General features: G+C 64.9%; 21 protein-coding genes. 20 read left to right on the plus strand and 1 reads right to left on the minus strand.

Features of this window, described 5'->3' with window-relative positions; genetic code table 11:
• The first annotated feature begins 230 nt into the window (after positions 1-230).
• From EJ072_RS26445 to EJ072_RS26485, 9 genes are all read left to right on the plus strand, one after another.
• Positions 231-1157, plus strand: coding sequence for a D-alanine--D-alanine ligase (locus tag EJ072_RS26445; RefSeq protein ID WP_126081999.1), 927 nt, complete (start codon positions 231-233; stop codon positions 1155-1157).
• Positions 1145-2089, plus strand: coding sequence for a cell division protein FtsQ/DivIB (locus EJ072_RS26450; RefSeq protein WP_126082000.1), 945 nt, complete (start codon positions 1145-1147; stop codon positions 2087-2089). Before EJ072_RS26445 ends, EJ072_RS26450 begins: the two co-directional genes overlap by 13 nt.
• Positions 2086-3393, plus strand: coding sequence for a cell division protein FtsA (gene ftsA, locus EJ072_RS26455; RefSeq protein ID WP_042637743.1), 1308 nt, complete (start codon positions 2086-2088; stop codon positions 3391-3393). The genes EJ072_RS26450 and ftsA overlap by 4 nt, the downstream gene beginning before the upstream one ends.
• Before the next feature lie 67 nt (positions 3394-3460).
• A complete protein-coding gene (gene ftsZ, locus EJ072_RS26460; RefSeq protein ID WP_126082001.1) occupies positions 3461-5128 on the plus strand; it encodes a cell division protein FtsZ in 1668 nt (555 codons plus the stop codon).
• Between the two features lie 354 nt (positions 5129-5482).
• The gene (gene lpxC, locus EJ072_RS26465) at positions 5483-6430 is read left to right on the plus strand and encodes a UDP-3-O-acyl-N-acetylglucosamine deacetylase (RefSeq protein ID WP_126082002.1); all 948 of its coding nucleotides are present in this window, start codon (positions 5483-5485) and stop codon (positions 6428-6430) included.
• Positions 6431-6630: 200 nt separating this feature from the next.
• The gene (locus EJ072_RS26470) at positions 6631-7500 is read left to right on the plus strand and encodes an outer membrane protein assembly factor BamD (RefSeq protein ID WP_126082003.1); all 870 of its coding nucleotides are present in this window, start codon (positions 6631-6633) and stop codon (positions 7498-7500) included.
• Positions 7501-7508: 8 nt separating this feature from the next.
• On the plus strand, positions 7509-9182 hold the full coding sequence (recN, locus tag EJ072_RS26475; protein WP_126082004.1) for a DNA repair protein RecN: 1674 nt from the start codon (positions 7509-7511) through the stop codon (positions 9180-9182).
• Positions 9183-9463: 281 nt separating this feature from the next.
• Positions 9464-11671: an NAD-dependent DNA ligase LigA gene (ligA, locus tag EJ072_RS26480; protein ID WP_126082005.1), complete on the plus strand. Its 2208-nt coding sequence runs from the start codon at positions 9464-9466 to the stop codon at positions 11669-11671.
• Positions 11671-12363 (plus strand): TIGR02453 family protein, encoded by a 693-nt coding sequence (locus tag EJ072_RS26485; RefSeq protein WP_126082006.1) that lies wholly within the window; start codon positions 11671-11673, stop codon positions 12361-12363. The genes ligA and EJ072_RS26485 overlap by 1 nt, the downstream gene beginning before the upstream one ends.
• A gap of 27 nt (positions 12364-12390) precedes the next feature.
• Here the strand turns inward: EJ072_RS26485 and EJ072_RS26490 are convergent, their stop codons facing one another.
• The gene (locus EJ072_RS26490; protein ID WP_126082007.1) at positions 12391-13149 is read right to left on the minus strand and encodes an SDR family oxidoreductase; all 759 of its coding nucleotides are present in this window, start codon (positions 13147-13149) and stop codon (positions 12391-12393) included.
• A gap of 157 nt (positions 13150-13306) precedes the next feature.
• Between EJ072_RS26490 and EJ072_RS26495 the strand changes: the two genes are divergently transcribed.
• The 11 genes from EJ072_RS26495 to EJ072_RS26545 all read left to right on the plus strand — a co-directional run bounded on the left by EJ072_RS26495 (position 13307) and on the right by EJ072_RS26545 (position 23635).
• Positions 13307-14716, plus strand: coding sequence for an aldehyde dehydrogenase family protein (locus tag EJ072_RS26495; RefSeq protein ID WP_126082008.1), 1410 nt, complete (start codon positions 13307-13309; stop codon positions 14714-14716).
• A 19-nt stretch (positions 14717-14735) separates the two neighbouring features.
• The gene (locus tag EJ072_RS26500) at positions 14736-15533 is read left to right on the plus strand and encodes an N-formylglutamate amidohydrolase (protein WP_189343100.1); all 798 of its coding nucleotides are present in this window, start codon (positions 14736-14738) and stop codon (positions 15531-15533) included.
• Positions 15534-15703: 170 nt separating this feature from the next.
• A complete protein-coding gene (locus EJ072_RS26505) occupies positions 15704-16288 on the plus strand; it encodes an XRE family transcriptional regulator (RefSeq protein WP_126082010.1) in 585 nt (194 codons plus the stop codon).
• A gap of 135 nt (positions 16289-16423) precedes the next feature.
• A complete protein-coding gene (locus EJ072_RS26510; protein ID WP_126082011.1) occupies positions 16424-17149 on the plus strand; it encodes an ABC transporter ATP-binding protein in 726 nt (241 codons plus the stop codon).
• A 41-nt stretch (positions 17150-17190) separates the two neighbouring features.
• Positions 17191-18345, plus strand: a complete 1155-nt coding sequence (locus EJ072_RS26515; protein ID WP_189343101.1) for an ABC transporter substrate-binding protein — start codon at positions 17191-17193, stop codon at positions 18343-18345.
• A 15-nt stretch (positions 18346-18360) separates the two neighbouring features.
• The gene (locus EJ072_RS26520) at positions 18361-19065 is read left to right on the plus strand and encodes an ABC transporter ATP-binding protein (RefSeq protein WP_126082013.1); all 705 of its coding nucleotides are present in this window, start codon (positions 18361-18363) and stop codon (positions 19063-19065) included.
• 6 nt (positions 19066-19071) lie between these two features.
• On the plus strand, positions 19072-19971 hold the full coding sequence (locus tag EJ072_RS26525; protein ID WP_126082014.1) for a branched-chain amino acid ABC transporter permease: 900 nt from the start codon (positions 19072-19074) through the stop codon (positions 19969-19971).
• 1 nt (position 19972) lies between these two features.
• Positions 19973-21070 carry a branched-chain amino acid ABC transporter permease gene (locus tag EJ072_RS26530; RefSeq protein WP_245463334.1) on the plus strand — a complete coding sequence of 366 codons (1098 nt, stop codon included), beginning with the start codon at positions 19973-19975 and terminating at the stop codon, positions 21068-21070.
• Between the two features lie 29 nt (positions 21071-21099).
• Positions 21100-22494 carry a glutamine synthetase family protein gene (locus EJ072_RS26535; protein ID WP_126082015.1) on the plus strand — a complete coding sequence of 465 codons (1395 nt, stop codon included), beginning with the start codon at positions 21100-21102 and terminating at the stop codon, positions 22492-22494.
• A gap of 119 nt (positions 22495-22613) precedes the next feature.
• Positions 22614-23342, plus strand: coding sequence for an AzlC family ABC transporter permease (locus tag EJ072_RS26540; protein ID WP_126082016.1), 729 nt, complete (start codon positions 22614-22616; stop codon positions 23340-23342).
• Positions 23339-23635, plus strand: coding sequence for an AzlD family protein (locus tag EJ072_RS26545; protein ID WP_126082017.1), 297 nt, complete (start codon positions 23339-23341; stop codon positions 23633-23635). The genes EJ072_RS26540 and EJ072_RS26545 overlap by 4 nt, the downstream gene beginning before the upstream one ends.
• The last annotated feature ends 10 nt before the right edge of the window (positions 23636-23645 follow it).

Below are 23645 nucleotides of genomic sequence, written 5' to 3' on the forward strand. Positions count from 1 at the left end.
TTTTCTCGGCTGTTTTCGCGGAAAGTGAATCTCTCGGAATCATAGGCACTTGCCAGCGAATCAACTCTCTGATTCTCTGCCCTGAAGCGTTTCCTGATTTGAGTCGTTCGACGCGTTCAGCCGCGTTTTCCGTCTGGGGGGGCAACCTGCCGGAAGACTCGGACTCAATGCTCGGGAATGCGGTGCGGGAATATCGGTTGCAGGCCCGGCGTGAGAGGGGATGACGGGAAATGAAGAAGAAGCATGTGGCTGTTCTCCTCGGTGGATTCTCCTCGGAGCGGCCCGTGTCTCTGTCCTCGGGGAAGGCGTGTGCTGATGCGCTCGAGACTGAAGGCTATCAGGTCACCCGCGTCGATGTTTCGCGCGATGTTGGATCGGTGCTTGCCGAGCTCAAGCCCGACGTCGCCTTCAACGCGCTGCATGGCCCGTTCGGCGAGGACGGCACCATCCAGGGAATTCTCGAATATCTCGCAATTCCCTACACTCATTCGGGCGTGCTCGCTTCGGCGCTGGCCATGAACAAGGAGCAGGCCAAGAAGGTTGCCAAGGCGGCCGGCATTCCGGTCGCGGAATCCAAGGTGGTCAATCGCTTCGCCGTCAAGGATGCGCATCCGATGAAGCCGCCTTACGTGGTCAAGCCGGTCAATGAGGGATCGAGCTTCGGCGTCGTCATCGTGCATGAAGGGCAGTCGCATCCGCCGCAGGTGATCGGCTCGACCGAGTGGCAATATGGCGAGACCGTCATGGTCGAGCGCTACATCCATGGGCGCGAATTGACCTGCGCGGTGATGGGCGACGTGGCGCTCGGCGTCTGCGAGATCATTCCGACCGGGCATTCCTTCTACGACTACGACTCAAAATACGTGCCGGGCGGATCAAAACACGAAATCCCTGCTAAAATTTCACCGAATATTTACCAAAAAATACAGACACTGGCCCTCAAGGCTCATCTTGCCATTGGTTGCCGGGGCGTCTCCCGATCGGATTTCCGTTACGACGACCGTCACTCCGAAAACGGCGAGGTTGTCTGGCTCGAGGTCAACACTCAGCCGGGCATGACGCCGACGTCTCTGGTGCCCGAAATCGCCGCGCAAGCGGGACACTCGTTCGGCGATTTGTTGAGTTGGATGGTGGAGGACGCTTCGTGTCTGCGTTGAGGTGGGGACAGGGTAATGGCGGCAACGCGGCTGGTCCCGCGCTGTTCGGCGTGCCGCTGTCATTCGACCGTTTCGTCTTGCCGCGCCAGCTTCGCCGGCCGGTGCGCGTGCTGGCGCGCCTGTGCGGCGGCGAGTATGAGGCGCCGCGCTTTTCGGCGGCGATCCTTTCCGCCGCGCTCATCGCGTCGAGCAGCGCCTATGGCGCTTTTCTTGGCGGCTACTCCGACAGCGTCGTGCAGGGCATCACTGCCCGCACCGGCTTTGCCGTCGACCAGATCAAGGTGGTCGGCAATCGTCAGACGTCCGAGATCGACGTGCTCGACCGGCTCGGCCTCGACGGCTGGACATCGCTGATCGGCTTCGATGCCGAGGCCGCGCGCGAGCGCATCGCGACGCTGCCTTGGGTCGAGGGCGCGGCGGTCCGCAAGATCTACCCTCATACGCTGGAAGTGCGCATCGAGGAGCGCGAGCCCTTTGCGCTCTGGCAGCAGGGTACATCGGTTTCGGTGATCGAGCGGTCCGGCGAGGTGATCGCGCCGTTCTCGGGCGGCAAGCAGGCGCTGCTGCCGCTGATCATCGGTAGCGGCGCGCCGGCCATGGCGCCGGCCTTCCTCGACAAGATCAAGCGCTATCCCGAGCTTGCGGCGCGGGTCAAAGGTTATATCCGTGTCGGCGAGCGCCGCTGGGACATGAGGCTTGAGAACGGCATCACGATCAAGCTGCCGGAAGACGACGAGGACCGGGCGATCGCCGAACTCGTCAAGATCGACCACGACAACGGGCTTTTGACGCGCGACATCGCCGCCGTCGACATGCGGCTCCCCGACCGGCTGGTCGTGGAGCTTTCGCCGGAGGCGGCCACGCAGCGCGAAGCCGCGCTCAGCGACAAGCCGAAGAACCCGGCCAAGCGCAAGACGGGGACGAAGATATGAGCTGGCTTGGCGGCGGCGGTGACGCTTCTTCGCGCCGGTCGGGCATACTCACGGTGCTCGACGTCGGTTCCAGCAAGGTTTGCTGCGTGGTTGCGAAGCTCAAGCCGAACGAGGACGGCAAGCTTCTGCGCGGACGCTCGCATCGTATCCAGGTGATCGGCATCGGCCACCAGAAATCGCAGGGCGTGAAGTCCGGCGTCGTGGTGGACCTCGATCGCGCCGAGCATGCCATCCGGCTTGCCGTCGACGCCGCCGAGCGCATGGCCGGGCTCACGGTCGATTCCCTCATCGTCAACATGACGGCGGGCCGGCTGAAGAGCGAAGCCTTTTCGGCGACGATCAATCTCGGTGGTCATCAGGTCGAGGAAGTCGACATCAAGCGCGTGCTCGCCGCCGGCGCCAAGCAGGCGCTGAGGGCCGAGCGCGAAGTGATCCATTCGCTGCCCGTCGGCTTCTCGCTCGACGGCGAGCGCGGCATGCGCGACCCGCGCGGCATGGTCGGCGATGCGCTCGGCGTCGACATGCATGTGCTGACGGGCGATGCGGCGCCGATGCGCAATCTCGAGCTTTGCATCAACCGCTCGCATCTGTCGGTCGAGCGCATGGTGGCGACGCCCTATGCCAGCGGGCTTGCCTCGCTGGTCGACGACGAACTCGAAATGGGCGCCGCCTGCATCGATATGGGCGGCGGCACGACGACCATCTCGGTCTTCTCGGAAGGCAAGTTCATCCATGGCGACGCCATCGCCATCGGCGGCAACCATGTGACGCTCGACATGGCCAAGGGCCTGTCGACTTCGCTCGACGCCGCGGAGCGGCTGAAGGTGATGCATGGCTCGGCGCTGCCCGGAAGCGCCGACGACCGCGACCTCGTCTCGATCCAGCCGATCGGCGAGGAGGGCGATGTGCCGTCGCAGATACCGCGCTCGGTGATGACGCGCATCATCCGTGCGCGCATCGACGAGACGCTCGAGCTTTTGCGCGACCGGCTGAACAAGTCCGGCTACGGCAATGCCGTGGGAAAACGCGTCGTGCTCACCGGAGGCGCCAGCCAGCTCGCCGGCCTGCCGGAAGCGGCGCGCCGCATTCTCGGGCGCAATGTGCGCATCGGCCGTCCGCTCGGCGTGGCGGGCCTGCCGGAGGCGGCCAAGGGACCGGCGTTCTCGACCCCGGTCGGATTGATGATCTACCCGCAGATGGCGAGCTTCGAGAGCCATTCGGCGAAAGGACTTTCCGGTTTCAGGATGACCGGAACGGGCGGAAGACTGCATCGCATGAGTCAGTGGTTGAGAGACAGTTTTTAATTTGACGGGGACAGCCCCATAGGCGGCCGCAGCGGCGAGGCGGCGGGAAAGGCAAAGGACGGAGACAATGACCATCAATCTGCAAAAGCCGGACATCACCGAGCTCAAGCCCCGCATCACCGTGTTCGGTGTCGGCGGCGGCGGCGGCAATGCCGTCAACAATATGATCACCGCCGGCTTGCGCGGCGTCGAGTTCGTGGTGGCCAACACCGACGCACAGGCGCTGACCATGTCGAAGGCTGAGCGGCTGATCCAACTTGGCGCGCATGTCACCGAGGGCCTCGGCGCCGGCTCTCAGCCGGAAGTCGGCCGCGCGGCGGCGGAAGAGTGCATCGACGAGATCATCGATCATCTGTCCAACACGCATATGTGCTTCGTCACCGCCGGCATGGGCGGCGGCACCGGCACGGGCGCCGCTCCCGTCGTTGCCCGCGCGGCGCGCGAGAAGGGCATCCTCACCGTCGGCGTCGTCACCAAGCCGTTCCACTTCGAGGGCCAGCGCCGCATGAAGACGGCCGACATGGGCATCGAGGAGCTGCAGAAATGCGTCGATACCCTGATCGTCATCCCCAACCAGAACCTGTTCCGGCTGGCCAATGACAAGACCACCTTCGCCGATGCCTTCGCCATGGCCGACCAGGTGCTCTACTCGGGCGTCGCCTGCATCACCGACCTGATGGTCAAGGAAGGCCTGATCAATCTCGACTTCGCCGACGTCCGTTCGGTGATGCGCGAGATGGGTAAGGCGATGATGGGCACCGGCGAAGCTTCGGGCGAAGGGCGCGCGATGGCCGCTGCCGAAGCCGCGATCGCCAACCCGCTGCTCGACGAGACCTCAATGAAGGGCGCCAAGGGCCTGCTGATCTCGATCACCGGCGGCCGCGACCTCACGCTGTTCGAGGTGGACGAGGCCGCGACCCGCATCCGCGAGGAGGTCGACCAGGACGCCAACATTATCCTGGGCGCCACCTTCGACGAGGAGCTGGAAGGCGTGATCCGCGTGTCGGTCGTCGCCACCGGCATCGACAAGTCGGCCGCCGAAATCGCCGCGGCGCCGATCTCGATCCGCGCGCCGCAGAAGCCGGCCGCTCGCCCGGCGGCGGCTCCGGTCGCCGAAATCCGCCCCGCTCCGGTCCAGCCGCAGGCCTACGAGCCGCGCGCGGTCGACCCGGTCGCCGAGGCGATCCAGCTTGCCGAGGCAAACGCAGCCGCCATGGCGCAGCCGCGCCCCGCGCCGATCGACGACTTCCGGCCGCAGAGCAAGATCTTCCAGGCTCCGCCAGCCCAGCCGCAACCGCAGCCTCAGCCGGTGATGCAGCCGCAGGTCATGCAGCAGCCCGCGCCGCAGCGCGAGATGCCGCAGCCGGTGGCCGCCGCTCCGCAGCGTATGCCGCGCGTGGAGGATTTCCCGCCGGTGGTGAGGGCTGAGGTCGAAGCCAAGACCCGCCCGGCGGACCATGAGAACAGCGGTCCGATGGGGCTGATCAAGCGGCTGACCAACGGCCTGACCCGCCGCGAGGAAGAGCCGGCCCGGCTCCAGCCGGCGCAGCCGCGCGAACCGAAGCTGCGCCAGGCAGCGCCCGAGATGCGCCGCCTCGCCAGCCAGGATCCTGCGCTCTACGCGCCGCGCCGCGGCCAGCTCGACGACCAGGGCCGGCTGACACCGCAGGCCCGCACGGTCCAGGAAGATGATCAGCTGGAAATCCCGGCCTTCCTGCGCCGCCAGGCCAACTGAGCGATACGGCGCACCGCCGATCGTAACGATATATAACGGTTGTTAACAGGCAGACGAGAAATCGTCTGCCCGTTGCTTTTGCAAAATATATTAAAAACAATCGCTTACGATCTATTTTTAACACGATCCCGTGGTTACACGGGGTAAGAAACCGTGATTTGGAGTCTCCAGGGCGGGCCATTATCTTCCGCTCGGACTAAAGTCGGTTTGCCGGGATTCGGGGAGTAGCCCTGCCTGCCGATCACACAGAGCCGCAGCTCTTGCTTATTTTGCCGCATTCGATGCGAGCGCCAGACCGTTCAACTGGCTGCAAGATACCCAAGGCCGATGGAGCGGACGCAGGCATTTGGGCGTATGGGGTTACTCTTGCACGACTATCAGACCACAGTGAAATCGCGCGCGACGCTGACTGGCATCGGCGTCCATAGCGGCAAGACCGTCACCGTTCATTTCCTGCCGGCCGACGCCGATACGGGTATTGTCTTCCATCTTTCGAACGGCGGCGAAACCCGTGAGCTCCGCGCCCTGGTTGCGGAAGTCGGGGCCACCGATCTTTGCACCATGCTTGGCGATCCGGCCGGCGCACATATCGGCACCGTCGAGCATCTGATGGCGACGGTGTTCGGCCTCGGCATCGACAATCTCATCATCGAGATCGACGGCTCGGAAGTTCCGATACTCGACGGCAGCGCCATGGCGTTCGTCGAAGCCTTCGACCAGGCGGGTATCGAGACGCTGGCAGTGAAGCGCCGCTATATCCGCGTCGTCAAGCCGGTGCGCGTGGAAGCCGGCGCGTCCTGGGCGGAATTCCGCCCCTATGACGGCACGCGGTTCGAGGTCGAGATCGATTTCGAAAGCCCGGCCATCGGCCGCCAGCAATTCGCCTCCGATATCAACCCCGACATCTTCCGCCGCGACATCGCGCGTGCCCGCACCTTCGGCTTCATGAAGGATGTCGAGAGGCTTTGGGCCGCCGGCTACGCGCTCGGCTCGTCGCTCGAAAACTCGCTGGTTATCGGCGACGACAACCGCGTCATCAATGTCGGCGGGTTGCGCTATCCCAATGAGTTCGCCCGCCACAAGACGCTCGATGCCATGGGCGATCTGGCGCTGGCCGGCGCGCGCTTCATCGGCTGTTTCCGCTCCTATCGCGGCGGCCACCGGATGAACGCGTCCGCGTTGCGCCGGCTGCTTTCCGACCACACGGCCTTCGAGATCGTCGAGACCCGGCGCCGCGAGCGCGGCCGCGTCGCCGAGATGATTGCCGTCAGCCGGCCGGTCTACGCACCCTGGGTGATCTGATTTTTAACCGTTTTCTGGCGTTGTAGTCAGGTTGTGTTGCGCGATTGCATCACGAATCGCTGAAATTGCACAACCTCGGTCGCTGAGCCAGGCCGCCACAAAAATGTGCGATTGGCCGGACATAGCGTTGCCGGGCAAGGGGATAATGGTTTATGGCTTCGGCCCGGACCGAAACGACGCCGAAGGGGCGGAATCCAAACATGTTTTTTTCGCGAGTTGGTCAATCGGTAACGCCGCGTCGGCGTGTTTTGCTGGCGCTGTCGGTGGTTGCTCCCGCGCTTATTCTTTCGGCCTGCATGTCCTCCGAGAAGGACGTCAACCTGGCGACCTATGTCGATCAGACCGAGCCGGCCGACGTCCTCTACAACCAGGGCCTGGCCAATATGAATGCCGGCCGCCTCGACGAGGCGAGCAAGAAGTTCGATGCGGTCGACCGCCAGCATCCCTATTCGGAATTCGCTCGCAAATCGATGGTGATGGGGGCTTTCGCCGACTATCGCGCCGGCAATTATGACGAGGCGATCGGCACCGCGAAGCGCTACCTGACGCTTTATCCGTCTACCGACGACGCCGCTTACGCGCAGTACATCATCGGCCTGAGCTATTACCGGCAGATCAAGGACGTCACCCAGGATCAGAAGGAGGCGCGTCAGACCATCCAGACCATGCAGGATCTGGTGACGCGCTGGCCGAATTCCGAATATGTCCCCGACGCCAAGGACAAGATCCGTTTCGCCAACGACCAGCTTGCCGGCAAGGAGATGCAGGTCGGCCGCTATTATCTCGAACGCCGCGAATACATCGCCGCCGTGAAGCGCTTCCGCACCGTGGTCGAGACCTATTCCAACACCCGCCATGTCGAGGAGGCGCTCGCGCGCCTGACCGAGTCCTATTATGCCATGGGCTTGACCTCGGAAGCGCAGACGGCCGCGGCGGTGCTCGGCACCAACTATCCGGACAGCCAGTGGTACAAGGATTCCTACAAGCTCCTGCAGAGCAACGGGCTTGAGCCGCGCGAGAATGCCGGATCGTGGATCTCTAAGGCCGGGAAGCTGATCACCGGCGCCTGAAGCTTGCGATGCTGTCCAGACTGTCGATCCGCGATATCGTCCTGATCGAGAAGCTGGACATCGACTTCCTGCCTGGGCTTTCGGTGCTGACGGGCGAAACCGGCGCCGGCAAATCCATCCTGCTCGATGCCTTGTCGCTGGCGCTCGGCGCGCGAGGCGACGCCTCGCTCGTGCGCCATGGCGCCGCGCAAGGCCAGGTCATCGCGGTGTTCGACGTGCCGCGCAACCATCCGGCGCGCGCGCTGCTAGCCGAAAACGACATCGAGGATGACGGCGATATCATCCTGCGCCGCGTGCAGACCGGCGACGGCCGCACCCGCGTCTTCGTCAACGACCAGCCGTCCAGCGTCACGCTGATGCGCGATGTCGGCCGCGCGCTGGTCGAGATTCATGGCCAGCATGACGAGCGCGCGCTGGTCGATCCCGGCGCGCATCGCGAATTGCTCGACAGTTTCGGCGGCCATCTGGGCGCCGTGCACGGCACGGGCGAAGCCTGGCGCTACTGGCGAAACTGCGAGCAGGAGCTTTCGCGGCATCGCGCCAAGGTCGAGGCGGCGGCGCGCGAGGCCGATTATCTGCGCGCTTCCGTGGCCGAGCTCGCGAAACTCGATCCGCAGCCGGGCGAGGAGACGGAGCTTGCCGAACTGCGCGCGCAGATGATGCGGGTCGAGAAGATCGCCGCCGAAATCCACGACGCGCAGGATGTGTTGTCGGGACCATCCTCGCCCTTACCGCAGCTTGCCAGCCTATTGCGCCGGCTGCAGCGCAAGGCGGGCGAAGCGCCGGGCCTGCTCGACGACGTGGTGAAATCGCTGGACGAGGCGATGATCTCGCTCGATGCCGCGCAATCCGGCGTGGAAGCTGCGCTTCGCGCCACCGAATATGATCCGCAACGCCTGGAGAAGGCGGAGGAGCGGCTTTTCGCGCTGCGCGCCGCCTCGCGCAAGCACAATGTCGCGGTGGACGATCTGGCGCAACTGCGCGACACGATGGTGGCCGATCTTGCCGATCTCGATGCCGGCGAGGAGCGGTTGCATGCGCTGGAAAAGCAGGCCGCCGCGGCGCGCGAGGCCTACGATATTTCGGCGGCGCAGCTTTCCTCGCTGCGCCAGGCGGCGGCATCGGGCCTGACCAAGGCGGTGATGGCGGAACTGCCGGCGCTGAAGCTCGAACGGGCCGAGTTCATCGTCGAGATGGGAAGCGATGCCGAAAGCCGCATGGAAGAAGGCATCGACCAGGTCGAGTTCTGGGTGCGGACCAATCCAGGCACCAGGCCGGGGCCGATGATGAAGGTCGCCTCCGGCGGCGAGCTCTCGCGGTTTCTTTTGGCACTGAAGGTGGCGCTCGCTGATCGCGGCTCGGCGCCCACCCTGGTTTTCGACGAAATCGACACCGGCGTCGGCGGCGCCGTGGCCGATGCCATCGGCCAGCGGCTGGCGCGGCTGTCGAAGCGCGTGCAAGTGCTTTCGGTCACGCATGCGCCGCAGGTTGCGGCACGCGCCGCGACGCATTTCCTGATCTCCAAATCCGGCGGCAAGGACCGTGTCGCCACCGGCATCGCCGAAATGGACCGCGCCGCGCGCCAGGAGGAGATCGCGCGCATGCTGGCCGGCGCCGTCATCACCGACGAAGCGCGCGCCGCTGCGGAGAGGTTGCTGCGCGAGAATACGGCCGCGGCCTAGGCTGTGCTGATATTCAGGTGAGGCCGGTCTGCGAACGGCGGTTTCCTGCGCTTCCGGTGCGTACTTCAAGTACGCTCCGCTCCGTTTCTCGGGAAGCCACCCCTTCTCGACTCGGCCTGACCTGAATCTCAACACATCCTTGGAGCTGGGTTCCCCCAGCCTGCAGGTTGAGTCAGCAGATGGCTGCATCTTGCTGTTCAGCAATGATTTTTGCGCAATCCGACTCCCTCGCGGCGAATCCTGATTTATAGTGGCCCGCCATAATTCGAGGACCGCGTTTCATGTCGGAAAAACCAGTCGAATCGCTGAGCGAGGGCGAGGCCACGGAGGAGCTGAAGCGGCTCGCGGCGGAGATCGCCGAGCACGACCGGCGCTATCACGCCGAGGACGCGCCGACGATCTCGGACGCCGAATATGACGCGCTGGCACGGCGCAACCTCGCCATCGAAGAGCGCTTTCCCGATCTGGTGCGCGAGGATTCGCCGTCGCGCCGGGTCGGCGCGCCACCGGCGGAGGGCTTTGCCAAGGTTCGTCACGCGGTGCCGATGCTCAGCCTTGCCAAGGCCTATACCGACCAGGATGTCGCCGATTTCATCGAACGCGGAAGGCGCTTCTTCGACCGCGACAAGGACCTCGACATCGCCTTCACCGCCGAGCCGAAGATCGACGGCCTGTCGGCCTCGCTGCGCTACGAGAACGGCGTGTTCGTGCAGGGCGCGACTCGGGGCGACGGCGCGGTCGGCGAGGACATCACCGCCAATCTGAAGACCATTGCCGACATCCCGAAGAAGCTGCAGGGCTCGGGCTGGCCGGAGGTCATCGAAATCCGCGGCGAGGTTTATATGACCTATGCCGAATTCGAGGCGCTGAAGCAGCGCTCGGCGGCTACAGGCGGCCAGGATTACGTCAATCCGCGCAACACGGCGGCCGGATCGCTGCGCCAGAAGGACCCGTCGATCACCGCCAGCCGCAACCTCAAATTCTTCGCCTATGCCTGGGGCTATACGACAGCAGATCCGGCTCCGACGCAGTACGATTCCGTGCAGAAGTTCAAGGAGTGGGGATTCAAGGTCAGCCCGCTGATGGTGCGGGCGAGGTCGATCGACGAGCTCATTGCGCATTACCACCGGATCGAGGAGCAGCGTTCCTCGCTCGGCTACGACATTGACGGCGTGGTCTATAAGGTCGACCAGCTTGAGTTGCAGCGCCGCTGGGGCTTCGTCACCGGCGAGCCGCGCTGGGCCGTCGCCCACAAGTTCCCGGCCGAGCAGGCGATGACGACGGTCGAGAAGATCGACATCCAGGTCGGCCGCACCGGCACGCTGGCGCCCGTGGCACGGCTGGCGCCGGTGACCGTCGGCGGCGTGGTGGTCGAGAACGTCACGCTGCACAATGAAGACTACATCAAGGGCTTCGACAGCAACGGCCAGCCGATCCGCGACGGCATCGACGTGCGCATCGGCGACACGGTGGTCATCCAGCGGGCAGGGGACGTCATCCCGCAGATCGTCAGCGTCGTCATCGACAAGCGGCCGGCCAATGCTGTGCCTTACGAATTTCCGCATACCTGCCCGGTCTGCGGCTCGCCGGCGACGCGCGAGATCAACGAAAAGACCGGCAAGGAGGATTCGCGCCGGCGCTGCACCGGTGAGCTGATCTGCGCCGCCCAGGCCGTGGAAGGGCTTCGCCATTTCGTATCGCGCGGCGCTATGGATATTGAGGGCCTCGGCGCGGAAAACATCGACCTCTTCTTCAATGCGGGACTGGTGAAGACGGCGGCTGACATCTTCACGCTGAAGGGTCGCCGCCCGGCCGTCACCAAGGCGCTGGCCGAGCGGCGCGAGGAGCAGGCGCGGCTGCGCGAGGAAGCCTCGGGCAAGACGCGCAAGAATGTGCGCAGCGTCGAGGAGCGCAACTATGAAGGCCTCGACAAGCTCTTCGCCGCCATCGACGCTCGCCGCGAGCCCGAGCTCGACCGCTTCATCTTCGCGCTCGGCATCCGCCATATCGGCGAGACGACGGCGGCCGTGCTTGCCCGCCAGTTCTCGACCATCGAGGAGCTGATCCGCGTCGGCAAGGAGACGGCAAAGGCGGAGGATCCGCACAGCGTCTTCCCGTCGATCAACGGCATCGGCGACACGGTGATCAACGCGTTGCGCGACTTTTTCGGCAATGAGCGCAACGACGACGTGCTGGATGCCTTGCTCGCGCAGGTCCACCCCAAGCCTTATGTCATGGAAATCTCGGCCGGCAGCGAAGTCTCCGGCAAGACGGTGGTGTTCACCGGCACGCTGGAAAAGATGACGCGCTCCGAGGCCAAGGCGATGGCCGAGCGGCTCGGCGCCAAGGTGGCTGGCTCGGTTTCGGCCAAGACCGACCTGGTGGTGGCGGGGCCCGGCGCCGGCTCGAAGCTGAAAGTTGCAAGCGAGCTCGGCATCGAGGTGATCGACGAGGACACCTGGCTGCAGCGCATCGGCAGGGCTGGCTGATGACTGGCGCGTTCAAGGGATTTGGGCCGAAGGCCATCCCGTTCCTCAAGGCGCTCGATTTCCATCAGAGCCGCGAATGGTTCCAGGAGAACCGCGACCTCTTCGACAGCGAGCTGCACGGACCGTTCTGCGATCTGGTCGAGACGCTCACCACGCGCTTCGAAGCAGCCAAGCTCGGGCTGCGCGGTGACCGCAAGAGGTCGCTGTTCCGCATCAATCGCGACGTGCGCTTCTCAAAGGACAAGCGGCCCTATAACCGGCATCTCTCAGCGATCCTGTCGCCCGACGGCACCAAGATGGAGCAGGGCGTCTTCTATGTGCATATCGGGCTCGAGCGCTGCTTCGCCGGCGTTGCCTGGTGGCAGCCAGCGCCTGAACTGCTGCAGGCGATGCGCAAGGCGATCGTCACCAAGCCGTCCGCGTTCCGCGCCATGGTTTCATCGCTCAAGAAGGCCGGGCTGGAACTCGATGCGGAAGACCGCCTGAAGCGGGCGCCGCGCGGCTTCGAAGACGTTGGCGACGAGGATCTCACCCAAGCGGTGCGCAACCGGCATTTCGTGGTCCGGCACGACATCGATCCGGCGACGATCCATTCGCCGGCGCTGGTCGACGATCTCGTCGACTTCACGCTTCGCGCCAAGCCGCTGCTCGACTGGGGCAGGGCGATCCAGGGGACGGCCGTTGCTGCCTGACGCCGCCATTCGACGGTCGCCAGGCGCTTACATCCGCATCAGCAGGCCGCCATCGACGGCGAGTTCGATGCCGGTGATGTAGCTCGCGGCGTCGGAGAGCAGGAAGAGCGCGGCATTGGCCATGTCCTGCGGCGTGCCGATGCGGCCAAGCGGCGCATAGTTCGCAACGGCGGCGCGTTTTTCCTCGGTGTCCCAGCGCGCCTGCAGCGGCGTCAGCGCCATGCCGGGGCAGATGGCATTCGAACGGATGCGCTCGCTCGCAAGCTGCATGGCGAGCGACTTGGACAGCGCGCACACGCCGGCCTTCGAGGCCTGGTAGGCGTCCTGCGGGTTGGGGTCGCCGCGATACCACTGGATGGTCGAGAAATGCACCATGGCGCCGCCGCGCCCGCCGGCGCGCATGTGGGGAACGACGGCGCGCGCCGTGTGCACGAAGGACTTCAGGTTGATGTTGAAGACGTCGTCCCAGACGCCGAGATCCATGTCGAGCGCCGACTTGTCGCGGCCGAACCACAGCACGCCGGCGACATTGGCCAGATAATCGATGCCGCCGCGCTCGCGGCCGGCGGCGCCGATGATCTGTTCGACGAAGGCGGCGTCGGTCAGGTCGCCCTTCGCGAAGGTCAGGCGATCGTCATAACCGGCAAGCGAGGCCGGACGTGTTTTCACGTCGATGGCGGTGACGGAAGCGCCGGCATCGAGCAACGCAAGCGCGATAGCCTCGCCCATGCCTCCGCCCGCGCCGGCCACCACCGCATGCCTGCCGGTGAAATCAAAGACGACCATCCGTCACCCCTCTTGATGTTGGCGCCAAGGCGCGATGGCGGGACAATAGGGGCGGATAAAAATTCCATCAAGCCGTATTCGAAAAAATTTGCCAAAATGGAAAATCGCGATATCGTGCCGCGATTGACGGCTTTCCTTTTGAGTGGATTCCAAGACCATGAACCTGCATTCCGGCGCGCGGACCTTCTCGGTGACCTCTCCTGTCGACGGCTCGATCTACGCCACGCGAAACTATGCCGACGGCGCCGTGATCGAGGCCGCGGTCGCCCGGGCTCGCGCAGCGTTGCCGGGCTGGCGGCGCACGCCGCTGGCCGAGCGCCTGGCGATCCTTCTGCGCTTCGGCGAGGAGATGAAGGCGCGCGCCGCCCCGCTTGCCGAAGCGGTGGCGTGGCAGATCGGCAGGCCCTTGTGGCAGGCCGACGAGACGCCCCGCTTGGCCCTGATCGGCGAACTGCTTGCAGGCGCTGCCCCGGAGACCTTGGCCGACATGCCGTATCCCTCGGATGAGAACATCCGCCGCTACGCCAAGCCGATGGCCGGCGGTCTGCATCTGTCGATCTGCGCCTGGAACTATCCGACCGCCATGCTCGGCTACCTGGTCACGTCGCCTCTTGCGGCAGGCAATGTGGTGATCTTCAAGCATTCGCCGCAGACGCCGTTGATCGCGGAGCTTGCCGAGGAGGCTTTCCGCGCGGCCGGCGGACCAGAAGGCGTGTTCCAGAGCCTGCATCTTGACCATCCGGACGCCGAGCGGCTGATCGCTTCCGGCGTCTTCAACGCCGTCAATTTCATCGGCTCGGTCAATGGCGGCCGGCGCGTGCATGCGGCAGCGGCCGGCACCTTCACCCAGGTGCATCTGGAACTCGGCGGCAAGGATCCGACCTATGTGCGCTCCGACGCCGACCTCGAAGCGGCTGTTCCGCTGATCGCCGAAGGTACTTATTCCAACGCCGGCCAGTCCTGCTGCTCGGTCGAGCGCATCTATGTCGATCGCCTGATTCATGACCGTTTCGTCGAGGCGCTGGTCGCCGAGACGGCGAAATGGTCGATCGGCCATCCAATCGGCGAAAAGCCGATGGTCGGCCCGGTGGTGCGTGGGGTTGCCGCCGACACCATCCGCGGCCTCACCGAAAGCGCGGTGCGAGCAGGGGCGAAGCGCCTGATGCCGCGGGATGGCGCCCTCAAGGCGGCAAGCCTCGGAACCGCCTATGTCGCGCCGGAGGTGCTGACCGGCGTCGATCACAGCATGCAGATCATGCGCGACGAACTGTTCGGGCCGGTGGCCTGCGTCCAGGCGGTCGGCGGCGACGACGAGGCGATCCGGCTGATGAACGACAGCGACTACGGCCTTAGCGCCTCTATCTGGACGCGCGATGTCGAGCGCGGCGTGGCCTTGCTCGACGAGGTCGAGGCCGGCACGGTCTATCTCAACCGCTGCGACCACGCGGACCTCTATCTGCCCTGGGGCGGCATCAAGAATTCCGGTCTCGGACGCACCAATGGACGCGCCGGCCTGATCGAGGCGACGGCGGCGAAGGCGTACCATGTCCGCTCCGTCATCGCCTGAGCGCCAAGGACATCCGGTCGTGCGGGACCTTGAAAAGCTGGGCGATGCGGCCGTCGCGGCGCTTGCAGCGGCCGGCGTGGAACGGTTGCTGCCGGACGCGACCAGCCCCTATCTCCTGATCGCCGAGCATGCCGGCAATGTCGTGCCGGCGCCGTGGCGCGACCTTGGCTTGGCGGAGCCCTATCTGGGCACGCATTTCGCGGTCGATATCGGTGTCGATGCGCTGACGCGGCGGCTCTCGCGAACGTTGCGCGCGCCGGCCGTGATCGCGCGCTATTCGCGGCTGTTCCTCGACTATAACCGCCCCGCCGATGAGTGGGATTTCATGCGGCCGGACCTCGGTGGCATCCCGGTGCCGGGCAATCTGGCGGTCGATGCCACTGATGCAAGGCTGCGCAAGCTTGTCGCCTGGGCGCCGGTCGAACGGGCGATCATCGAAGTCGCCGCCGGCAGGCGCGCGCTGATCTCGGTGCACTCCTTCACGCCGGTGATGGGCGGGGTGAAGCGCAATGTCGATATCGGCGTGCTGTGGCGGGAACAGTCGCCCTTCGTCAATTCAGTGCTGAAAACGCTGGGCGCACAGGGCGCGGAAGCAAGCTTCAGGATTGGTGACAACGAACCCTATGATTGGCGCCAGGCCGTGGGCTACACGCTGAACTGGCATGGGCTGCAGCAGGGCCGGCCCTGCCTCTATCTCGAGGTCCGCAACGACCTGCTTGCCGATCCGGAAACGTTCGAACGCGTCAGCCGCCTTCTTGAAAATGCCTTTGCCACCGTCGCGATGTCCCTGTGGCCGCAATCAGCCGTAGCCGTCTAAAGGCTGGACGCTCAAATGGCGGGCCGCTAGAGCGTTTCACCGTTTCACGGAAACGGCGAACCGCTCTATCTCATTGTTTTTACGCAATTCCGGACGGAAAACCGCTCACACTTTTCCTGGAATTGCTCTAGAGCTTGTCAAATTGGAAACGACGGCCAAGGGCGTGGACGATGCAAGGCAATGTGGGCAGCAAGATCCGGGACGCGCGCAAGCAGCAGAACATCACCTTGCGCGACCTCAGCGAGCGCTCCGGCCTTTCCGTTTCGCAGCTCTCGAAGCTGGAGAACGGCAAGGCCAGGCTGACCGTCGACATCGCGCTGATGATCGCCGGCGTGCTGCACGTGCCGGTGGCCTCCTTCCTGTTCAGCCCGAAGCCCGGACCGCAGGCGCGCCGCTCGATCACGCGCGCCGGCAGCGGCATTCTGCATGAAGGCAACGCCATGGAATTCGAGGTCTTGTGCAGCGATTTCCGCGATAAGACCAACATTTTCTGGCGCGTCACGCTGCGCGCCAGAAGTTTTGAGGAAAACGGCGGCTGGCGCAGCCATTCGGGTGAGGAGTTCATCCATGTGCTGAGCGGCAGCCTGCAGCTGCACACGCTCCATTACGACCCGACGGTGCTGCAGCCAGGCGACAGCATCCTGTTCGACGGCGAGATGCAGCACGCTTATGTCGCGCTTGGCGACGAGCCCGTCATCATGCTGATGTCGAATACGGTGCCGCGCGACGGGCTGCCGCCGGGAACAGGCGCCTGACCGACGGTCCCGGCCCCCACTCAAGAATTTTTCTAAAATGGAAAAAAATACTTGTTCTGGAAAAGTCGGGAGACTAGCATCCTTTTGACCGGCCGACAGGAGAACAGCCAGCGGCCGGAATGGGAGAAATGACCGATGCTGTCGGTTGAGGCAGTCAGCAAGACATTCGGCGGCGTGCAGGCGTTGCGCAACGCCTCGCTGACCTGCGAGGCCGGCGAGATCCTCGGCCTCATCGGTCCGAACGGCGCAGGCAAGTCGACGCTCGTCAACGCCATCTCCGGCGTGCTCAAGCCGGACAGCGGCAGCGTGCGCCTGGCGGGCGAGGAGATCACTGGCCGCGGCCCGGAGCATTGCGCGCGGGCAGGGGTAGGCCGCACCTTCCAGACCATCAGGCTGTTCAAGGATCTGACCGTTCGCCAGAACGTCGAGGTCGCGCGTATCACCTGCCGCGCCGTACGCCCCGATGCCGCCAAGCAGATCGGCGTCGATCAGCTGCTGCAGCAATATGAGCTGGCAAGTTTCGCCGACAGTCCGGCCGGCACGCTGCCCTATGGCAGCCAGCGCCGGCTCGAGATCGCCCGCGCACTGGCGCTGGGGCCGTCGCTCCTTCTGCTCGATGAGCCGGCCGCCGGCCTCAACGAGGCCGAGTCGGAGACGCTGGCGATGGCGATCGAGGCCATTCGCCGCGATATCGGCTGCGCGACCATCGTCATCGATCACGATCTGCGCTTCATCAACCGGCTCTGCGACCGGCTGTGCGTGATGGACCAGGGACAGGTGATCGCCTCGGGCGAGACGGAAGATGTGTGGCGCGATCCGCGCGTCATCGAGGTCTATGTCGGGCAGTCGGAGACGGCCTGAGGGCCGGAAGAACAACCACAATGAGAGGAAGGAGGGGTAGAATGGAAAAGATTTTGCTGGGAGCAGCGGTGCTGACCGCTGGGCTGCTGCAGGCAGGGCATGCGGGCGCGGCGGATCTCAAGATCGGCCTTGCGGTCGCCATGACCGGCGCCTACGCGCCCTATAGCGAGGCGGAAGGCGCGCACTGCATGGCCGACAGGCTGAACAAGGCTGCGGGCGCCAACGAGCCCAAGGTCGAGCTGATGATCGAGGACAACCGGTCCGATCCGCAGCTTTCGGTCTCGCTCGGCCAGAAATTCCTCGATGCCGGCGCGCAGGTCATCACCGGCGTGCCGTTCCCGGATGCGCTGATCCCGATGGCGCAGACCGCTCAGCCCTATGGCGCCACCGTGTTCTCGGCGCCGAACACGCAGCTCGAAATGCAGCAGGCCGGGCTCGACAATTTCATCGCCGGGGCGGTGCCCGATCCGATCAACGCCTCAGCCACCGCCAACGCGCTTTACGGCAAGGGCGCGCGGACCGTGGCGCTGATGGTGTCGCCCGATGCCGGTTCCTACTCGGAGAAGCTGCCGGAGTGGTTCGGCGAGGTGTTCGAGCATCTCGGCGGCAAGGTGGTCGGCAAGTTCAACTATTCCTACGGCACCACCGACTGGTCGCCGCAGATCGCCTCGATCAAGGCGCTGCCGCAGAAGCCGGACGCCATCCATATCTGCGCCGTGCTGCCCGATGTCGGCATCCTGATCCGGCAATTGCGCGCCAACGGCTATGATGGCTGGGTGGCCGGCTGCGACGCTTTCGACGACAAGTCGCTGGAAGGCACCGTCGGCGATCCGAAGTCGCTGGAAAAGGTGATGTTCGCGACCCATGGCGCGACCGGCGTCGACGGCCCGATCGACAAATTCCTCGCCCAGTGCAAGGCCGATGGCTACAAGATCAACGGCATCTTCGACGCGCTCGGCGCCGACATGGTGCAGATCAGCTATGAAGCGGCGAAGAAGGCCGGCACCGTCGACCCCGCCGCCTTGCGCGAAGCGATCCGCGCTCCCGGCGGTTATCCGGGCACCACAGCGCCGACGATCTCCTTTGCCGAGAAGAAGGGCTATCCGGTGAAGGCCGTTCCGGTGATGGGCTTTGCCGACGGCAAGCGGGTGCTGATCACCGACACGCCGCCGACCTTCGTTCCGGCACTGAACTAAGCGGGGCGGGAGGACGTGCTAAAGGTCGAGAAGCTTGTCGTGCGCTATGGCGCCGTCATGGCGGTGCGCGAGCTGTCGTTGGAAGTCGGGCAGGGCGAGCTGGTCGCCCTGCTCGGACCCAACGGCGCCGGCAAGAGCTCGACCATCAACGCGCTGACCGGGCTGGTCACGCCGGCTTCGGGGCGTATCGTGCTTGACGGCAAGGACATCTCGCATGTCCGCACCGAGGACCGCATCCGCGCCGGCCTGACCTCGACGCCGGAAGGCCGGCACATCTTTGCCAATCTCAGCGTCGGCGAGAACCTGCGGCTGGGGGCGGCGACACGGCGCGACCCTGCCGGGGTGCGCCAGGACATCGAGCGGTTCCTGTCGCTGTTCCCGGTGCTTTCCGAGCGCTACGGCCAGGCGGCGGGCACGCTTTCGGGCGGCGAGCAGCAGATGCTGGCGATCGCCCGGTCGCTGATGTCGCGGCCGAAGCTGTTGCTGCTCGACGAGCCGTCGCTGGGGCTTGCGCCCAAAATCGTGGCGCGCATCTTCGATTTTATCGGTGAGCTCAAGGCGCAAGGGCTGACGCTGCTGGTGGTCGAGCAGAACGCCAGGCAGGCGCTGCGCTTTGCCGACCGCGTCTATGTCGTGAGCTCGGGCACGCTGCGCTATGACGGACCGCCGGCCAGGCTCGCCGACGAGCACGGCCTCTTCAACCTTTATATCGGCGGGTAGGCGGCGATGGATTACGCCTTGCAGCAACTCCTCAATGCGCTCGCCTTCGGCGCGGAATATTCGCTGGTGGCGCTGGGGCTCGCCGTCGTCTTCTCGATCATGGGGCTGGTCAATTTCGCGCATGGCGAGATCATCGGCGTCTCGGCCTACAGCGTGTTCCTGGCTGCCGCGCTCGGTCTGACCTCGCCCTTCGTCGCGGTGCTGCTCGCCGTCGGCATGGCGGCGCTAGCGGCGGTCGTGTTCGAGCGCTTTGCCTTCCGGCCGGTGCGCTACGCGCCGACCACGACCGGGCTGCTCACCGCCTTCGGTGTCTCGATCGTGGTGCAGAACCTTTTCATGCTTCTGATCTCTCCCAAGCCGCAGTCGGTCTCGGTCCTCAACGGCTTGAACCAGATGTGGTTCTTCGGGCCCTTCGCTGTCTCCTCGCTGCAGGTGATGGAGCTGATCGTGTCGGGTCTGACCATCCTGGCGCTGGTGCTCTTCCTCAACCGCTCGACGCTTGGCCTCGCCATCCGCGCCGCCTCGCGCGACTTCGCCACGGTGCGGCTGATGGGGATCAAGGCAAACCGAGTGATTGCCACGGCGTTTGCGATTTCCGGCGCGCTGGCGGGCATCGCCGCCGTCTTCATCCTGGCGCGGCGCGGCAGCGTCTCGCCTGATCTCGGCTTCGGCCTGGTGCTGAAGGCCTTCGTTGCCTGCGTCATCGGGGGCTTCGGCTCGCTGCCGGGTGCGGCGGTCGGCGGCATGCTGCTCGGCTTCATCGAAGTCGGCCTGCTTGTCGCGCTGCCGCAGGAATATGCGGGCTTCAGGGATGCGCTCACCTACGCGATCATCGTCGCGTTGCTCGTCTACCGCCCGGAAGGCCTGCTCGGCCAGCGTATCGAACTCGGCGACAAGGAAATCTGACATGGCAGGCTCTGAATTGTCGCAAGCAGTCGAACAGATGGCGGCTCCGGTGGGCACAGCGCAGCCCGGCAATGCGGTTGTCCGCTCGCTGGTCGGCGGGCTGGTTACCGCGCTGCCGGTGCTGTTGATCGGCCTCCTGGTGCTGAATTTCGCGCCGACCTACTACACCTTCCTGGCGCTCGGCGCCTTCGTGAACCTGATCGTGGTGGTCGGGCTGCAGGTGTTCATGGGCAATTCCAACATCGCCAATCTCGGCCACAGCGCCTTTGTCGGGCTCGGCGCCTATGGCGTCGCCATCCTGTCGACGCCGCTTGCCATGAAGAAGCTGTCGATCCCCAACGCGCCGTTCGGTTTTGCGACGCTGGAGCTCGACCCGGTTTCGTCGGCGCTCATCGCGCTTTTGGTCGTCGGCATCGTGGCGCTGGTCAGCGGCAAGGTGATCAGCCGGCTGTCGGGGGTCGCCGCGACCATTGTCAGCCTGGCGCTGCTGATCATCGTCCATTCGGTGTTCCTCAACTGGACCGACCTGTTCAAGGGCAACCAGGCTTTCTTCGGCATTCCGAAAGTCGTCGGCCTGCCCTGGATGCTGGTCTTCGCGGTGCTGGCGATCGTGGCGGCGCGGCTGTTCAAGGACAGCCGCTGGGGCCTGCAGCTGCGAGCCAGCGCGCAGAGCCCGCAGGCTGCCGCGGCACTCGGCATCGATGCGAAAAAGCTGCGGCTGATGTCATGGGTGCTGTCGGCGCTGATCTGCGGCCTTGCCGGCGTGCTCTATGCCTATTTCGCCGGCACGATCAGCCCGAAACTTTTCTACTTCCAGATGATCTTCAACACGCTGGCGATGCTGATCCTTGGCGGCATGGCGACGGTGACCGGGGCGGTGACCGGCGTCATCGTGCTTTCGATCGGGCTGGAATTCATCCGCAGCATCGAGTCCGGCGTGAGCGTCGCGGGTATCCAAATGCCGCAGCTGCTTGGACTGTCGGGCGTGGCGCTCGGCGTGGTCATCGTGCTTTGCATGGCGTTCCGGCCAAGCGGCATCAGCGGCCGGCATGAGCTCGATGAGCTTGTGTCGCTTCTTTTCCGGCGCAATGACAGATAGCGTCGTCATTTCCTGGTGGAGGGTTGAACGTGGAATTTGAGGACAGGGTGGCGGCGTATGCGCCGAAGCTCGAAGCGTTGCAGGCCGAGCTCGCATCGCGCGGCGTCGAGTTCGTCGAGGTGCATACGGTCGATACGTCGGGCGTAGTGCGCTCCAAGATCGCGCCGCTGAAGCTCTCGACCTCGGGCGAATCGATCAATGCCATCCTCTATTGCGTCACCCATGGCGACGGCCAGCCGATGGGCGACGTCGCCTTCGCGTCGCCAAGCGCCAATGAGGAGAACGGCTTTCCCAACATCAAGGGCATCATCGACCCGGACACGGTGGTGCAGCATGGCTGGAAGCCGAAATTCGCTTCCGCCATCACGCGCTCCTACATGCTCGACGGCGCGCCTTGCGCCTACGATCCGCGCAACGTCCTCGCCCGTGTCGAGGAGCGCGCGCGGGCGCTCGGCTACGAGCCGAAATTCGCCCTCGAATACGAGTTCGGCATTTTCCACGCCGACCACGATCTGATGCGCGCCGGCCGCTATCGCGAGCTGAAGCCGTGGGGCCATTCACTGATCAACTACGACCTCGTGCGCAGCGGCGAGTACCAGGATTTCGCCGCCGAGTTCATCACGCGCATGAAGAGCATCGACATCGGCGTCGCATCGCTGGTCACCGAATATGGCTACGGCATGTATGAATATGCGCTGACGCCGAAGAGCGCCCTGGCGGCGGCGGATGCCGCGATGCGCGCCAAGCTGCATCTGCGCGAGCTGTGCGCCGAGCGTGGGCTGGTCGCCACCTTCATGACGCGCTTCCAGCCGCCCGGCAAGGAAAGCGCCTGCGGCGCGCACCACCATGTCAGCCTGTGGCAGGACGGCAAGCCTGCCTTCGCGGCCGGCCCGAACCGGTTGACGCCGGTCGCCGAGAAATTCCTCGCCGGCGTGCTCAACCGCATGCAGGAGACGCATATTTTCTTCCGGCCGACCGTCAATTCCTACCGCCGCTTCGATCGCGGCGCGTGGTCGCCGGAAGACGTCGCCTGGGGGTTCGAGAACCGCACTGCGCCGATCCGCGCCATCACCACGCCGAACGATGCCGCGTGCCGGTTCGAGCACCGAGCGCCCGGCGCCGACGTCAATCCTTACCTGTCGATCGCCGCGATCCTGGCGGCAGGCTGCGAAGGCATCGAGAAGAACCTGCCGCTCGAGCCACCGGTGACGAGCAACCTTGCCAATCTCGACAAGCCGAAGCTGCCGCGCACGCTGAACGCGTCCATTGAGGCCTTCGCCGGATCCGATTTCTGCGCCGAGGCTTTCGGCGAGGCGTTCCGCGACAATTATGCCGAGAGCCGCCGCGCCGAGCAGGCGGCCTTCGATGCCTGGCAGGCGTCGCATATCACCGACTTCGAATGGCAGCGCTATTTCGCAAGCTGAGCCAGCAAACCATAGGCGCGTTAGAACCCGGCGATCAGTTCCGCTGATCGCTGGGTCAAGCGAATTGGTGTGACAAGCGGGGCGACGCTCCCTACATGAGGCCGCTCAAGGAGCGGCGCATGGTAACGGAAGCAATCTCTGAGAGCAGAACCGGCGGCGATTTCTGGGATGGCGTGCGATTGTCGATGCCGGTCGTGGTCGCTTCTGCGCCGTTCGCGATCTTGTTCGGCGCGATCTCCGTCGACAATGGTTTCTCGGTGCTTGAGGCGTTCCTTATGAGCGCCATGATCTATGGCGGCGCCAGCCAGATGGTCGGCATCGAATTGTTCGGCCAGCATGTCGCGCCGTGGCTGATCGTGCTGTCGATCTTCGCGGTGAATTTCCGACACGTGCTCTATTCCGCCGGCATCGGCCGCCGCATCGCGCATTGGCCATTGCTGCAGCAGGCGCTGGGCTATTTCATCCTCACCGACCCGCAATTTGCAGTGGCGGAGGCGAGGGCCGTGTCGGGCAAGCCAGTCGGGTTCGTCTGGTATCTTGGACTTGGCCTGCCGGTCTACGTGTTTTGGGTCATCGAAAGCGGGTTGGGCGCGGTGTTCGGCAAGCTCATTCCGGATACCCATGCGCTGGGCATCGATTTCCTGCTGCCGATCTATTTTCTCGGCCTCGTCCTCGGTTTCCGCAAGCGGCCGCTATGGCTGCCCGTCGTCGCCGCAAGCGCGGCCGCATCGATCATCGCCTACAAGACGGTCGGCTCTCCCTGGCATGTTTCGATCGGCGCGATCGCCGGCGTGCTGCTGGCGGTGATCCTGCCGCCGCATCACAGCGGAATAGGGGAGCGGCCGTGAGCACGACCTTCTGGATCATCCTTGCCGGCGCGATCGCCACCTATCTGACCCGGGTCGGCGGCCACCTCGTCATCTCGCGCTTCGAGAATATCCACCCGCGCGTCGAGGCGGGGCTGAACGCCGTGCCGGCCGCGGTGCTGACGACGCTGGTCGCGCCGGCAGTGCTTGGCGCCGGGCCCGCCGAATGGGCGGCGCTGGTGGTCACCGCTTTGGTCTCGCTGCGCGGCGGGTTGATGTCGATGTTTTTGGCAGGTGCTGCGGTGCTGATCATCGCGCGGCAGTTTGTGGGATAGCAATTCTGCC

It is taken from the genome of Mesorhizobium sp. M2A.F.Ca.ET.046.03.2.1 (assembly GCF_003952425.1).
Classification (GTDB): Bacteria; Pseudomonadota; Alphaproteobacteria; order Rhizobiales; family Rhizobiaceae; genus Mesorhizobium.

Bases quoted from the DNA above. Each gene is read 5' to 3' on its own strand.
- EJ072_RS26445 (WP_126081999.1), top strand. From the start codon at position 231: ATGAAGAAGAAGCATGTGGCTGTTCTCCTCGGTGGATTCTCCTCGGAG.
- ftsA (WP_042637743.1), top strand. From the start codon at position 2,086: ATGAGCTGGCTTGGCGGCGGCGGTGACGCTTCTTCGCGCCGGTCGGGC.
- ftsZ (WP_126082001.1), top strand. From the start codon at position 3,461: ATGACCATCAATCTGCAAAAGCCGGACATCACCGAGCTCAAGCCCCGC.
- lpxC (WP_126082002.1), top strand. From the start codon at position 5,483: ATGGGGTTACTCTTGCACGACTATCAGACCACAGTGAAATCGCGCGCG.
- EJ072_RS26470 (WP_126082003.1), top strand. From the start codon at position 6,631: ATGTTTTTTTCGCGAGTTGGTCAATCGGTAACGCCGCGTCGGCGTGTT.
- recN (WP_126082004.1), top strand. From the start codon at position 7,509: ATGCTGTCCAGACTGTCGATCCGCGATATCGTCCTGATCGAGAAGCTG.
- ligA (WP_126082005.1), top strand. From the start codon at position 9,464: ATGTCGGAAAAACCAGTCGAATCGCTGAGCGAGGGCGAGGCCACGGAG.
- EJ072_RS26485 (WP_126082006.1), top strand. From the start codon at position 11,671: ATGACTGGCGCGTTCAAGGGATTTGGGCCGAAGGCCATCCCGTTCCTC.
- EJ072_RS26490 (WP_126082007.1), bottom strand. From the start codon at position 13,149: ATGGTCGTCTTTGATTTCACCGGCAGGCATGCGGTGGTGGCCGGCGCG.
- EJ072_RS26495 (WP_126082008.1), top strand. From the start codon at position 13,307: ATGAACCTGCATTCCGGCGCGCGGACCTTCTCGGTGACCTCTCCTGTC.
- EJ072_RS26505 (WP_126082010.1), top strand. From the start codon at position 15,704: ATGCAAGGCAATGTGGGCAGCAAGATCCGGGACGCGCGCAAGCAGCAG.
- EJ072_RS26510 (WP_126082011.1), top strand. From the start codon at position 16,424: ATGCTGTCGGTTGAGGCAGTCAGCAAGACATTCGGCGGCGTGCAGGCG.
- EJ072_RS26515 (WP_189343101.1), top strand. From the start codon at position 17,191: ATGGAAAAGATTTTGCTGGGAGCAGCGGTGCTGACCGCTGGGCTGCTG.
- EJ072_RS26525 (WP_126082014.1), top strand. From the start codon at position 19,072: ATGGATTACGCCTTGCAGCAACTCCTCAATGCGCTCGCCTTCGGCGCG.
- EJ072_RS26530 (WP_245463334.1), top strand. From the start codon at position 19,973: ATGGCAGGCTCTGAATTGTCGCAAGCAGTCGAACAGATGGCGGCTCCG.
- EJ072_RS26540 (WP_126082016.1), top strand. From the start codon at position 22,614: ATGGTAACGGAAGCAATCTCTGAGAGCAGAACCGGCGGCGATTTCTGG.